The 14,464-nt window shown below is 65.3% G+C and carries 7 protein-coding genes; 6 read left to right on the top strand and 1 reads right to left on the bottom strand.

Annotated elements, in window-relative coordinates:
• Positions 1-238: 238 nt before the first annotated feature.
• The 4 genes from RR42_RS34735 (at position 239) to RR42_RS38030 (ending at position 8,202) form a co-directional block, all read left to right on the top strand.
• Positions 239-1,852 carry an EAL domain-containing protein gene (locus RR42_RS34735; protein ID WP_043356676.1) on the top strand — a complete coding sequence of 538 codons (1,614 nt, stop codon included), beginning with the start codon at positions 239-241 and terminating at the stop codon, positions 1,850-1,852.
• A 386-nt stretch (positions 1,853-2,238) separates the two neighbouring features.
• Positions 2,239-3,876: a methyl-accepting chemotaxis protein gene (locus RR42_RS34730; RefSeq protein WP_043356674.1), complete on the top strand. Its 1,638-nt coding sequence runs from the start codon at positions 2,239-2,241 to the stop codon at positions 3,874-3,876.
• A gap of 441 nt (positions 3,877-4,317) precedes the next feature.
• On the top strand, positions 4,318-4,920 hold the full coding sequence (locus RR42_RS34725) for a response regulator transcription factor (RefSeq protein ID WP_043356673.1): 603 nt from the start codon (positions 4,318-4,320) through the stop codon (positions 4,918-4,920).
• 126 nt (positions 4,921-5,046) lie between these two features.
• Entirely contained in the window at positions 5,047-8,202 is a 3,156-nt protein-coding gene (locus tag RR42_RS38030) for a PAS domain-containing sensor histidine kinase (RefSeq protein ID WP_158408339.1), read from the top strand.
• Between the two features lie 175 nt (positions 8,203-8,377).
• On the opposite strand, the gene RR42_RS34715 is transcribed toward RR42_RS38030, so the two are convergent.
• Entirely contained in the window at positions 8,378-8,797 is a 420-nt protein-coding gene (locus tag RR42_RS34715) for a hypothetical protein (RefSeq protein ID WP_043356671.1), read from the bottom strand.
• A gap of 654 nt (positions 8,798-9,451) precedes the next feature.
• Here RR42_RS34715 and RR42_RS34710 point away from each other — a divergent pair.
• Positions 9,452-10,618 (top strand): response regulator, encoded by a 1,167-nt coding sequence (locus RR42_RS34710; RefSeq protein WP_043356669.1) that lies wholly within the window; start codon positions 9,452-9,454, stop codon positions 10,616-10,618.
• Positions 10,615-14,463 carry a response regulator gene (locus RR42_RS38025; protein ID WP_144410038.1) on the top strand — a complete coding sequence of 1,283 codons (3,849 nt, stop codon included), beginning with the start codon at positions 10,615-10,617 and terminating at the stop codon, positions 14,461-14,463. The genes RR42_RS34710 and RR42_RS38025 overlap by 4 nt, the downstream gene beginning before the upstream one ends.
• Position 14,464: the final 1 nt, after the last annotated feature.

Here is a 14,464-nt window from a genome sequence, read left to right as displayed (position 1 = left end):
AATGCCTTATTGTAAGATCCATCTTCTGAATTTAGGGCTTGTACTAAAAGTGAGGGCCCCGCCAGGATGCAGCAAGGCGAAGGGAACACTCGCAAGACAAAGACAAGATCACCGGGAAGCTGACCTGGATTGCAGCGGTCGGCAGTGCTGAGGGTGGGGCCCGGACTCCTGGCGGGCCTGGACGAGTACACATCAATCACACCGTAGCGCGGGCACGTCACGCGCAGGAGCCTCGAACGTGCAGACCATCAAGCCTCGGCGTGAGCAATACTGGCACCTGGCAATCGTGCTGGCAGCCATGCTGATTCCCACACTCGTCATGGTGCCGCTGGTGTTCCTGCAGGCAAGGCAACGCGCCGACGGCGAAGCGTTGGTCACGGCGGTGGCAATCCAGAAGCAGATGGACAACATCCTCGGCGTAGTCACCGCCAATGTCGACAAGTCCATGGCGCTGCTCGGCAAGCCATGCGAGGAGGTGATCGGCGAACTCACGCGGACCAGTACCCTGAGTCCGTATTTCCGCTCGCTCATCCTGGTCCATCAAGAGAAGCTCTACTGCTCACCGGTCCTGGGCAAGGTCAACGACATCCCGCTCACCCTGGCATTCGATGCGATGACCAGCTTGCCACCGGGGCTGCTGATCACCCCCAGCTCAGGTACCTCCCTGGTCCCGGACCGGCCCGCGGTGATCGTCTCGCGAGGCATCGGCAACGGCTCGGGCGTGCTGGCCGTGATCGACGGGCAGTACCTGCTGGACATTCAGGCAGCCGCCTCGTACAGCGGCCAGTTCCAGGTCCAGATCCTGCTCAGCGACTCGCTGCGCCAGCTGCCGACCGGTGCGCCGTTGGCGACGCCAACCGGCCCGCGCTACCGGAACAGCATGCAACTGGCCAAGTCTGCCGCCTTTCCCATCGAGGTGCGCGTCGCGGTCGCACCGGCGCTGATCGCCGCTTACCGCCATGAGCTGTGGCGTCACTACGCGCCTTTCCTGCTCATGGCGACGCTGCTTTCGGGATACCTGGCACATCTGTTCTGCAGGCGGCGCTTGTCGCTGGTCAACGAGATCTACCGAGGCATGCGCCAGCGCGAGTTCCACATGGTCTACCAGCCGGTCATCCGGTTGGCCACGGGGGAGTGCAGCGGGCTCGAGGCCCTGGTCCGCTGGCACCGGCCCGGCCGGGGCCATATCCGGCCGGACATCTTCATCCCGCTGGCGGAAGACAATGGCGTCATCGGCGACCTGACTCGGCATATCTTTGATCTGGTGGCCGCCGACTTGCCACGCTTGGGGCTGGGGCCGCGTGACCATATCGGTGTCAATGTCAGCGCTTCCCACCTGGCAACGCCCGGATTCGTCGCTGATGTGCAGCGGCTGCTGGGCAAGCTCGGCCCCGACGGGCCGCTGCTGGTCCTGGAGGTGACCGAGCGCGAAGCGCTGCCGAACGACGAGCAGGTGCAACGCAACATCGCGGACCTGCGCGCGCAGGGCGTGCTCTGGGCGCTCGACGACTTCGGCACGGGGCAGAGTTCGCTGTCCTACCTTGAACAGCTCCATGCCGATTTCCTCAAGATCGATCGCTCGTTCGTCATGGGCATTGGCACGGACTCCGTCAACGCCGTGGTGCTCGACACCATGATCAGCCTGGGCCAGCGGCTGCATCTGGAGCTGACAGCCGAGGGGATCGAGAACGAGGTGCAGGCCGCCTACCTGCGCCAGCACGGCGTGCATTGGGCGCAAGGCTATCTGTTCGCTGCGCCGTTGGGGGTGGAGGAGTGGGCGGCGTGGCGCCACAACCGTCCCCGTGTCACCGAGGCCGCGCAGGAGACCATGCCGGACTCATTGCCGGCTTGAGCCCGCGGATTCGACCAGTGGGTGACACCACGCCGCCTGCCGGGCGGGAACGCAGTGCCCGCTTGCGCAACGCAAAGCGGCCCCGGCGCTACTTGCGCCGAATGCCATGAAACCTGCCCCCTCTGCAGGAGGGGGAGGTTATTCCGATTACCTGCCGTTAGCCATTCTGCAGCGTGGTTCCGCACATATTTGGAATTGTGCTGTTAAGGCCATAACCAGACGGCGCGACGCGAAGACGACCGCCCAGATCATCACAAACAGGAGAAACAGGAGCGGGATTGCAGCGTAACGGTTCGCATTGGTGATTCCAATCAGGACGCACGGACCATGGCGCAGCGCCAACGTCATAGCGGGACAACGGGACAACGGGAAAAGGGGATCAAATCGTGAACTTCAACAGCCTGACCATCAAGGGCAAGCTCTTGCTGAGCTTTAGCCTGCTAGCCATCATCGCGCTATCCATTTCCGCTCTGTCGCTACGCGCGTTGAGCCAGGCCACGGACGGTTTTTCCCGCTACCTGCATGGCATCAACGCGCGCGCCGAAGTCGCCGCGCAGGTGCGCACCGCCGTCGACCGGCGCGCCATCGCGGCGCGCAACCTGGTACTTGTCACCAGGCCCGAGGACCTGGCCCTGGAGAATGCAGCCGCATTGCGCGCGCATGAAGACGTGCAGGCGCAACTGGCAAAGCTCAAGGACATGGTGTCGGGCAACAGCGACGCCAGTGACACCGCGCGCAACCTGGTGCGCGAGATCGGCAGCGTGGAGTCGCGCTATGGTCCCGTGGCCATCGCCATCGCGGACCTCGCGCTCGCCGCCAGGCGCGACGAGGCCATCGTCAAGATGAACGACGAATGCCGCCCCTTGCTGGGGGCGCTGGTCAAGGCGACCGACGCCTACACGGAGTTCACCAAAGGCCGCCAGGCCGATACGGTGCGCAAGCTGGAGGAGGACTATGCCGCGCAGCGCAACCTGTTGATCGTCATGTCCATTGCCGCCGTGGCGCTCGCTGCGGTGGGCGGCCTGCTGATCACGCGCTCCATCACCCGGCCCATGCAAACGGCCGTGGACGTGGCGCAAACGGTAGCGCGCGGTGATCTGAGCAGCCAGATTGCCGTGGTGGCGCGGGACGAGACCGGCCGCCTGCTGTCGGCCCTGCGTGACATGAACGAGCGCCTGACGCAGATCGTGTCCCGCGTGCGCCAGAGCAGCGCAAGCATCGCCGGCGCGTCGGCGGAGATCGCCGCGGGCAATGCGGACCTGAGCCAGCGCACCGAAGAGCAAGCGGCGTCGCTTGAGGAAACCGCCGCCAGCATGGAGGAGCTGACCACCACGGTACGCCTGAGCAGCGAGAACGCCCGGCAAGCCAACGACCTGGCGCGCGAGGCCGCCGATATCGCGCAGAGCGGCAGCACGGCGGTTGGCCGCGTGGTCGATACGATGCAAGGCATCAGCGCCAGCTCCACCAGGATCGCCGACATCACCGGCATGATCGAAGGCATCGCCTTCCAGACCAATATCCTGGCGCTCAACGCCGCGGTGGAAGCCGCCCGCGCCGGTGAGCAAGGCCGCGGCTTTGCCGTGGTGGCCAGCGAGGTGCGCAGCCTCGCGCAGCGCTCGTCAAGCGCCGCCAAGGAGATCAAGGAACTGATCGCGGGCTCGCTCCAGCAGATCCAGAACGGCGCCACGCTGGCGGGCGAAGCCGGGCAGACCATGAACTCGGTGACCAGGGCGGTCGCGCGCGTGAGCAGCATCGTGGAAGACATCGCCAGCGCATCGATGGAACAAAGCCGCGGCATCGAGCAGGTGAACCAGGCGATCTCGCAGATGGACCAGGTGACCCAGCAGAATGCCGCCATGGTGGAACAAGCCGCCAGCGCGTCGCGCGCGCTGCAGGAACAGGGCCAGGAACTCAACGAGGCGGTGGCGTTCTTCCGCCTGCCGGGCGCCGGCGGCGCCGGGCGGCCACATGCACCGGCGAGCGACCGGGAAGCACGCCGCCAGCGCAGCGCGGCAGTGGCCTGATCGCGCGCTTGCGCGACCGGATGTGGCTGGCGTGTGCCGGCGCCCTGGAGTCATCCCGGGTGCCGCCGGCACATTGCAAGAAGTGATTTTATCCTGGCTCGCAGTCATTGGATTTAATCTTAATTCCGGCTCCTCATCGGTCGGAGGCTAAAACCGCACATCCACCTCGCCGCACGCCGGGAGACGTTGCGCTATTAAGTTTCTTCTTAATAAACGGAAGTGCCGCAATTAAGATATTTTTGGTTTCATTATTTTCCGGCGACTCCGGGCATTACCCAATTTCAACTTTGCCATCATGATGGCTTACTGTGCTGATGGGTGCAGGGCTTCTCAGGTGCCCAGTGGACCGCATGGCCACATGGCACAGTATGTGAACGTGTCGGCAGGCCGACATCCGGCCGAGATCCGGCCGCGGGAAGCCAGGAATTGGAGATGTAGGCTGTGGCAGTAGAACGACCCGTAATCTATCTAGTCGATGACGACGACATTGTGCTCTGGACATACCATGAGTTGCTTCGTGGCCTTGGCACGGAAATAAGGACATTTGTTTCCGCTCGCGATTTCGTCGAATCGTACCGGCCGGCGCCGGTTGAATGCCTGGTCTGCGATCTGCGCATGCCGGGGATGTGCGGCCTGCAGGTGCAGAGCCAGTTGGCCGGCAAGGGCCTTCTTCCACCTACCATCTTTGTTTCCGCCTACTCCGAGGTTCCTTCGGTGGTCAAGGCGATCAAAGCGGGGGCGCTCGATTTTCTGGAGAAGCCCGTCGATGGCGCAATGCTGGTGCAAAAAGTGCGGGGCGCGCTGGAACGCAGCCGCCAGATGCACGAGCAGAGGCTGGCCTCGGCCGACAAAAGCATCCGGCTTGCACTGCTGACCCCGAAGGAGCGGCTGGTCGCCTGGCATGTCACGACCGGCAAGACCAGCAAAGCGATTGCCACGGAACTGGGCATCAGCGTCCGTACCGTGGAAAATCACCGTGCGCACTTGATGGAGAAACTGCAAGTCAGATCCGCGATTGAATTGACAACGCTGCTTCTCGATTGATCCATCCTGCGTGGCCGCCAATAAAGTAGAAGTCGCGAAAAGCAGAAATCAAGAGCCCGCCGGTTGCCGGCACGGGGCAGGAATGCCGCCCCGTCTTCGATGCGTCGCGATTCGTCGCAGGAAATCATGATCAAGCGTTACTTCAGGAGTCTGCGAGGGACAAGCGGGAGAGAGGTCCGCCAGAATCTCATCATGACGGCGGCGGCCGTTGTATTGCTGCTGGTCTTGAGCCACGCGGTGCTGCGGGGGCTTGAAAGGCAATTTCATCGGAGGGCCGAAGGCCGCCTGAAAGCCGTGCTCCAGGCGATATTGGACCTGAACCAGGCGATGGGCGAGGATTCTGCGGGGCGAGTCGGGAGCATCGCCGAGAACCCTGCCCTGAAAAAGCTGGTGAAACGTATCCTGGCCGATCCCGGCCGGGCCGATTTGCGGGCTGAATTCGACCAGTGGATCCTGCCGATCTACAGGAGCCGGGGCTTCGACGGCTATGCCCTGATCCACCCGGACCATACCATTCTCGCGGCGAGCAGCCCGCGCTATGTCAACGCCTCGGACCTGACCGAGCAGACCATACGGACGTTGCGCGAGGCGCAGGCGCTTGGATTTGCCATTTCGCGGCCCACTGTCTCGACGCTGCCGCTCATGGCACAGGGCGTTGAACAGCCGGCCGGGATGTTCTATCAGGTTGCCTGCGCGCGCATCGATGTGGATGGAGGGGCCGCTGGCTTCCTGTGCCTGCGTGTCGATCCCTACGTGAGGCTGTTCAAGATTCTCAAGGCGGGCCGGATAGGCGAAACGGGCGAGGCTTACGTGATCGATTCCGCCGCACGCATTATCTCCCCGACCCGCGACTCGGCGCGCGATGCGCCGCCTGATCGTACGCGGCAGGACGACTCCCCGGTGCCGTGGGGGATTTTGCCCGGCGAGCGGCCGGCGGCCGATTTGCTGGTGCAGGGCCGTACTGGCTATGCCCCGACAAAACTTGCGCAGCAACTGCTGACGGATAAAGTCAAGGAGGCGGTGGACGCCGAGGGTTATGACGGCTATGGCGGACACAAGGTCATCGGGGCTAGCCGATGGCTGGCTGACCAGGATATGGGGCTGGTGGTCGAGCTGCAGGTGGACGAAGCCTATCAGTCGTATTTCCTGGTCCGCAGGGCGATCGCCAGCCTTGCCGCGATCGCGATCGGGCTGATCCTTGCGCTGGCGGCATTCCAGTGGCGCGCGCGCCGCGGCGCGATCGAGAGCGAGGAGCGCATACGCGCATTCCGCGAGAACCTGCCGACCGGGCTGGCCTACAAGAACATCGAGGGTGTGGGCATCATGGCCAATCAAGCTTACGAGCAAGCCATCGGGGTGCCGCGCGGCGCTTTCGTGGGATGCTGCGACTGGGACGTCATCCCGAATCGCCATATCGCGCAGATCAGCCGCGATATGCACGAACTGGTCGTGGCCAGCGGAACATCCCAGAACCAGGTGCATACGATCAGTCCTCGCTATGGGTATGAACGTGTCTTCCGCATGGTCACGTTCCCGGTGCGCGGGCCGGACGATGCGGGCATCATCGGCGTCGGTACCGTGGCCGCCGATATCACTGAGCAGGAGCGCACAAGGCAGGCGCTGGAGGCGCTTACCAACACGCTGGAAGCACGCGTCGAAGAGCGAACGCTACAGCTGACGGCGGCCCGCGAGGCGGCTGAATCGGCTGCGCGCGTCAAGGCACAGTTCCTGGCCAACATGAGCCACGAGATCAGGACGCCGCTCAATGCCATCATCGGCATGTCGCATCTGGCGCTGAGCCGCGAGCGCGCGGACAAGCTGGATCGCTATCTGACGCGCATCGGTGCATCCGCCGGGCACTTGCTGGGGATCGTCAACGATATCCTGGATTTCTCGAAGATCGAGGCGGAAAAGCTGACCATCGACGCGCGCGAATTCTACCTGTCTGAACTGCTGGACCGTGTTACGGGACTGTTCTGGGAAACGGCGGAAGCGAAGGGCATCACGATGTCCATCTTCACATCCCCCGCGATTCCGCTTCGGCTGGTCGGCGATCCGCTGCGTGTCGGGCAGATCCTGATCAATTTCCTGGGCAATGCGCTGAAGTTCACGGATCGTGGCGAGGTCTGCCTGCGAGTCAGGGAGACGCTCGTGCGCGACAGCCATATCGGCTTGTGTTTCGAGGTCGAGGACACGGGCGTAGGCATTGCTCAGGAAGCATTGGCGGAGCTATTCACGCCGTTCCAGCAATTGGACAGCGCGATGAACCGCCGCTTTGAAGGCACGGGGCTTGGGCTTGTGATCAGCAAGAAGCTGGCGGAACTCATGGGTGGGCGCGTCTTCGCGCGGAGCCAGGCTGGTGTCGGAAGCATCTTCTCGTTCGAGGTGTCGCTGGGGATTGCGTGCGCGGACCGGGCGGCCGCTCCGGGCTCCGCGCTTTCGCGTATGGCTGTGGCGCCATCGGATTGCCACTCGCTCGCCGGGCCGGCGTGGGAGGCATTGCGCGGGCGCAGGGTCTTGCTGGTCGAGGACAATCCGATCAATCAGGAGGTCGCGCGCGATCTTCTCGAGCTGGCGGGCATGGACGTGCAAGTTGCCGGCGACGGCCAGCGGGCGCTGGTGGCGCTCAAGGAAAACGCATTCGATATCGTGCTGATGGACATCCATATGCCGGGCATGGACGGTATAGAGACCACCGGCGCGATTCGCCACGCCCTGGGCCTTCATGCCCTGCCGGTGCTGGCGCTGACGGCGGACGCGATGTCGGCGGACCGCATTCGCTGCATCGAGGGCGGGATGAACGATCACATCTCAAAGCCGATCGACGCACAGGCAATGTTTCGCACCATCGCGGCATGGCTACCGCCCGTCGCCGTGCCATCGGGCGCGGCTCGCGGCCCGGCAGGAGCGGGGACGGCGGTGACGCAGGCCCTGAAGCGAGTACCGGGCCTGGATGCCGCCGCGGGGATCAAACTCTTGTTCGGCCGCGAGGATATCTACATCAATCTGGCCAAGCGCGTCTGCGCCGAGCGCGCGGACGTGGTAACGCAGATCCATGCGGCCATCGGGGCCGGCGACTTTGGCCAGGCAAGCCTGCATGCCCATGGCCTGAGGGCCGTGCTCGGCATGCTTGGGGCGGCTGAGCTCGCGCAGGCATGTTCGGTGCTGGACCGTGGCTTGCAGGATGACCGGGCGGATGCCGTGGCGCTCGCCACGCTGGCCCGGGACTTTCCGGCGCTGATCGCCAACCTGCGCTCGGCGTGCGCCGTGGGCGCGGTGTAAAAAGGGTCCAGAGGCAGCCCGGCGCGTGAATCTGGCGCGTCATCTGCAGGTGGGGACACGGGGAGTGCTGTTTCCCTGCAAAATCGGCCATGCTGGTAAGCCTCACGCGCAAAGCACGCTCTGGACCGGAAAAAGGGGGCCGGCCATGACATCGTTCCCCGGAACCGCCAACGTTTCAGCGGCTCTCCACGCCGACCGGGGCGGCGCACAGGTCGACTCCGGCGCACAGCAACCTGAGCGACCACAGTTCAGCCTGGGTGAATGTGCCGTCGATCGTCACCCATGGGTAGCGGACACCGGAGATCGTATTCTCGAAGGCGATCAATGTCGCATCGCTGTCGACGGCGCACACGAATCGCCGGATGCCGTACTTGGGGTGCCGTACCTCATAGCGCGCGCGATGCTGGAACCGGAACTCGTTCTTGCCTTCCCGGGTCGTGATCGATATCGCGTACTCCGGCCGCCCGGGTTCCAGGTCATTGAGCACGCAGCTTAACCAGTTGTCATACTCCAGTGAGGTTTCGCCGTTGCCCACCGCCGTCATCCACTGGTCGATGCGCAAGGTGTGGCGAACAGTTAGCTGATGAGATTCCATGCCTCATGATGGCTTGGCGATGGCTGCCGCGAAAGAGTGGAATTACTCAGTTCGCACGCCCTGCATGCGCATCCGTTGCCAGGGCAGGAATAGGGGACGGGGAGAGTATTTTTACTCTTTCCGATCCAGCGGGAACCCATGACAATGCGGCCGTTGCTTCGATTCGGCGAAAGACGGGCCTCGATGCCTGCATGGACTCGCTGTGGGTCGGGCAACAAGCCGGTGTGGCGTGCGGCGATGCCGGCAATGCGGACACGTCTTCTGACGTAGTCGGCGTGCATTGAATCGATTGCGGGGGTGTCAGTGTCAATGCCATGCGACCGATGTCCGTTTGTCTTGGGAAAGCCCACTTCGGTGGGCCTTTTTTTTTGCTGCGCCCGCTCGGAGCGGGGTTAACGGCAGTGGGCGCCGATACTTGATCCCCTCCGCAAGGGGGGCTGAATTTGCGACGCGAGATGTCCGTTATGGCAAGACAGGGGCAGGGATGCACCTTGGTTTTTTGCGTCCCGTGCAATCTGTGGCCTGGCCCGGGCGAAAAGCGAACCGGTGCGAGTAATCCGCTATGTCAACGCAATATGACGGCATGTCTTTCGAAGCGCGCCGCAAACGCCGTCATCTTGCCTGCCCGGCAAGTATCCCGACCTGAATCTCCCCATGCGCTCTGACAATTCCGATGCCCAGCCCACGATTCTTGTGGTGGATGATCTTCCAGAAAACATCGCGATGATGGCCGCGTTGCTCCAGGACCGCTATCGGGTGAAGGTGGCGACCTCGGGCAGCGCGGCGGTGCGCATCGCCACGGCGGCCCCGCCGAGCCTGATCTTGCTGGACGTGATGATGCCGGACATGGACGGCTACGAAGCGTGCCGGCAGCTCAAGGCGAACCCGGCCACCATGGACGTCCCCGTGATCTTCCTGACGTCCCGTACCGGTGAGCACGACGAGACGCGCGGGTTCCAGGTAGGCGCGGTGGACTACATCATGAAGCCGCTCAGCCCGTTGGTGATGCACGCGCGCATCGCCACCCATCTCACCCTCAAGAGCGCCAGGGATTTTCTCCAGGACAAGTCGGCCTACCTGGAACAGGAGGTGCAGCGGCGGCTGCGGGAGATCTCCGTGATCCAGGACGTCACCATCATGGCCATGGCATCCCTGGCAGAGACGCGCGACAACGAAACCGGCAATCACCTGCGGCGCACCCAGCACTACGTGCGCCGCCTGGCGCAGGCGCTGCGGCACCATCCTCGCTTTTGCGACGAGCTCAACGACGAGACCATCGAGTTGCTGTTCAAGTCGGCCCCGCTGCATGACATTGGCAAGGTCGGCATCCCGGATCGCATCCTGCTCAAGCCCGGCAAGCTGACCGCCGAAGAATTCGAGGTCATGAAGACCCACACCACGCTGGGGCGTGACGCCATTGCGCATGCCGAGGCCCAGTGCGGCACCCCTAACTCCTTCCTGCGCTACGCCCGCGAGATTGCGCACTATCACCAGGAGAAATGGAACGGCAGCGGCTACCCCGACGGGTTGTCGGGCGATGCGATTCCCGTCTCCGCGCGCCTGATGGCGGTCGCCGATGTCTACGATGCGCTCATCAGCCGGCGCGTCTACAAGCCCGCATTTCCGCACGAGCAGGCGGTAAGGATGATCGGCGAAGGGAGAGGCAGCCATTTCGATCCGGACATGGTGGACGCGTTCCTGGCCATCGCGCCCGAGTTCCTGGCCATTTCGCAACGCTACGCAGACACCGACGCGGACCATGCGCGCGAGGTGGCATTGCTCGCCGCCAACGGCTATCCCGCCGCCACGCCGCAAGCATGATGGCCGCATCCGCTTCTGGATTGCTGGCTGCCTGGCGCAGGCGGCTGGCCACGCGCGCCGGTCTGCGGCGCTACGCCTATGCCGTGCTGCTGGTGGTGACAGTCTGCCTGCTGGCCGGCGGCGCCGCCCAGCTGGTGTACGAGAACGACCGGGCCAACCTGGGCACGCGCGTGGAGTCGATGCTGGCGACGAACGCGCGCCTGCTGGGGCTCTGGAGTGGCGAGCAGCAGCGGCGCGCCGAGCGGATTGCGCGCCTGCCGGAGGCGCTCAGGTTCGCGCGCCCGCTGCTCTTGGCCCCGGCCCCGGGCCAGCCGTTGCCGGATGGCGAGGCGGTGGCGAGGTTCGAACGCTGGGTGACCCCGGTCTTCCAGAGCAGCGGCTACCTCGGTTACGTCCTGGCTACGCCGGACCTCAAGATCGTGGCGTCGGAGCTGCCCGGCCGCACCGGCCGCCTGCTTTTGCCAGAGCCTGCCCAGACAGCCCGGCGGGCGCTGGAAGAGGGCAGCGCCGCCTCGCCGCCTTATCCTGCCCCGGAGCGAACCCGGGACCCGTGGGGCACGCTGGTGGACCTGCCGTTCCAGGTGGTGTGCGCCCGGCTGCTGGACGCGGGACGCGCCATTGGCGTGCTATGCCTGCGGCTGGATCCCGGCGCCGTGATGCTGCCGATCATCGCGGCTGGCCAGTTCGGCCGCACTGGCGAACTCTACGCCATCGACGCCCGGGGCCGGCTGGTGTCTCCCAGCCGCTTCGGCGCCGAGCTGGAGGCCAAGGGCCGGCTGGCGCCAGGCACCGCGTCCATGCTCAATGTATGGGCCCGGGTCCCCGGCCAGAGCGGCAAGGATGGCGGCGGCGCCCAGCCGGGCGGCCCGCTGACCCTGGTTGCCGAGCGCCTGCTGCGCGACCATGCCTCCGTGCTTGCCTACGACTATGCCGACTACCGTGGCCAGCGGGCCGCGGGCGCAGGCATCTGGGTCCCCGGCCTGGAGATGGGCTTGATCGTGGAGCAGGACATGGGCGAAGCGTTCGCCCCATACCTGTTCACCCGCGACGTGCTGGCGGCACTGACGGCCATCATCTTGCTGCTGATCGGCACCGCCACGTGGATCGCGCGGCGCGACGGCAGGCGCCTGGCGGAAAGCCAGGAAAGGATGCGCGCGATGCTTGAGCACTCGCCCGCCGTCATGTCGCTCAAGGACAGCGATCACACCATGCTGGCCCTGAACCCGGCCATGCAGGCGCTGCTCGGCGCGAGCGAGGGCGAAGTGCTGGGCAGGTCCGACTGGGATGCCGGCTCCAACCCTGAAGTCGCGCGGGCACGCCGGGAGATGGAGGCGCGCGTGATGTCATCGGGCAAGGCCGAGGAGCACGTCTACGCGCTGCGCACGCCCCATGGCGAGCGCCATCTCCAGATGACGCGCTTTCCGGTGCGCAACCCGGCCACCCATCAGGTGGTGGGGGTCGGTGCGGTGGGTATCGATATCACGGAGCAGGTCGAGGTCAACCGCCGGCTGACCTCGCTGTCCCAGACGCTGGAGCGCCGCGTCGAGGAACGTACGCGCGAGCTTGCCCAGACCAATGCTGAACTGGTCGTGGCCAAGCAGGCCGCGGAGAGCGCCGCGCATGCCAAGGCCAGCTTCCTGGCCAATATGAGCCATGAAATCCGTACCCCGATGAACGCGGTGATCGGCATGGCGCATCTGGCGCTGCGCACGCGGCTTGACGACAAGCAACGCGGCTACCTGGAAAAGATCCAGCATTCCGGCCAGCATCTGCTCGAGATCATCGATGACATCCTGGACCTGTCGAAGATCGAGGCCGGCAAGCTGGAGATCGAACGGATCGATTTTTCGCTGGAGCGGATGCTGCGCACGGTGAGCGACCTGGTGGCCGAACGGGCCGTTGCCAAGCACCTCGAACTGATCGTCGAAGTCGCCCCGGACGTGCCGGACTCGCTGCGCGGCGATCCGCTGCGCCTGCGCCAGATCCTGATCAACTTCGCCAACAACGCGGTGAAGTTCACCCACCAGGGTGAAATCGTAATACGCGTCGAGCGCCACGGCGACGGGCAATGCCAGCCCCGCATCCGCTTGCGCTTCGAGGTGCGCGACACCGGCATCGGCATCGACCCCGCGACCTGCGCGCGCCTGTTCCAGAGTTTCGAGCAGGCCGACGCCTCGACTACCCGGCGCTACGGCGGCAGCGGCCTGGGTCTGGCCATCTGCCGCCGTCTGGTGGAGTTGATGGGCGGCACCCTCGGGGTCGAAAGCACGCCGGGCAAGGGCAGCAACTTCTGGTTCGAGCTGGACCTGCTGGCGGGCAAGAAGCGGCCTGCCAGCGCCTTGGTCGCGCCACAGTTGGCGGGCTGCCGCCTGCTGGTGGCGGACGATCATGACTACGCCCGCCAGGTCATCATTGCCATGCTGCGCAACTTTGGCTTCCGCGTGGACGAGGCGGGTTCCGGCCGGGCTGCTCTGGCAAGGATCGCCCAGGCCGACGAAGCCGCCGATCCCTACCAGGCCGTGTTCATCGACTGGAAGATGCCTGGTCTCGACGGCATCGAGACCGCTCGCCATATCGACGCCATGCGCCTGCGCCACCCGCGCCCGCGCCGCGTCATGATTACCGCCCATGGCCGCGAGGAAGTCTTGCGCGAGGGCGAGCAATCGGGCTTTGACGCGACATTGATCAAGCCGGTGAGCGCATCGCTGCTGCTGGAGGCGACGGTGCGCACGCTGTCCCCGGACAATGACGCGCCACCGGAGGCGACGCAGCCGCATTCGGCGGCGCTCGATGCCACGCCGGAGTTGCCGAGCGCGCGCGTGCTGCTGGTAGAAGACAATGACATCAACCGCGAGGTCGCGGTCCACTTGCTGCAGGCTGCGGGCATCTACCCCGATACGGCCGAGAACGGCGCCGTGGCGCTGCACCTGCTCCAGTCCGGCGCTTACGACCTGGTCCTGATGGACGTGCAGATGCCCGTGATGGATGGGTTCGAAGCTACCCGGCACATCCGCGAGCAAGAGGCGTTCGCAAGCCTGCCGGTGGTGGCAATGACGGCTAACGCGTTGCCGGAAGACCGGGCGCGCTGCCTGGCCGCCGGCATGAACGACCATATCGCCAAGCCGATCAGCCCGCCGGCCTTCTACGCCATGCTGCGCCAGTGGCTGGCCGTCCCGGGCGGCGACGACGCCGCCCCGTCAGCCGGGTCCCGGCCGGCCTGGGTGGACGCGCTGGCAAGCTCGCCGCATCTTGATGTCGGCGGCGGCCTGGGCCGCGTCAGCGGCCGCGCGCAAGTCTACCGGCAGTTGCTTGAGCGCTTTGCCAGCGGTTACGCCGACATGCCGGAACGGATCGGCGAGCGGCTGGCGCATGGCGACCGCGACGGCGCGTTGTCGCTCGCGCACTCGCTCAAGGGCCTGGCCGCCAATCTCGGTGCCATGCCGATCTCGAGCGCGGCGGCTACGCTGGAGGCGAGCCTGCAACTTCCTCATGCGCCCGGGCGCCCCGACCCCGTTACGCTGCTGGCAGCCTTGCGCACTGCCTTCCTGCCATTGCTGGCGGCCTTGCGCACGCACCTGCCAACCGAACCCGCAGCGTTGGATGGCGGCGCGCCGGATGCGTGCGGCCCCCTTGCGGGTCCCGATGTCAAGCAGGAGTCCGTGCTCAAGCTCCTGCGCGAACAGCTGGAAGAGGGCGACAGCGCGGCCAACAACACCTTTGCCCGCTACCGGGACGTCTTTACCCGCCTGCTGTGCGCCGATGGCTGCCAGCGCCTGCAGGCACAGGTCGAGCGCTACGACTACCTGGCGGCACTGGCCACGCTGGATGGCGGCGCCGCGTCCTAGG

This window comes from Cupriavidus basilensis, from assembly GCF_000832305.1.
GTDB lineage: Bacteria > Pseudomonadota > Gammaproteobacteria > Burkholderiales > Burkholderiaceae > Cupriavidus > Cupriavidus basilensis_F.
Note: the sequence above shows the minus strand (reverse complement) of the source record. Positions and strands in the feature narration are given on the sequence as shown.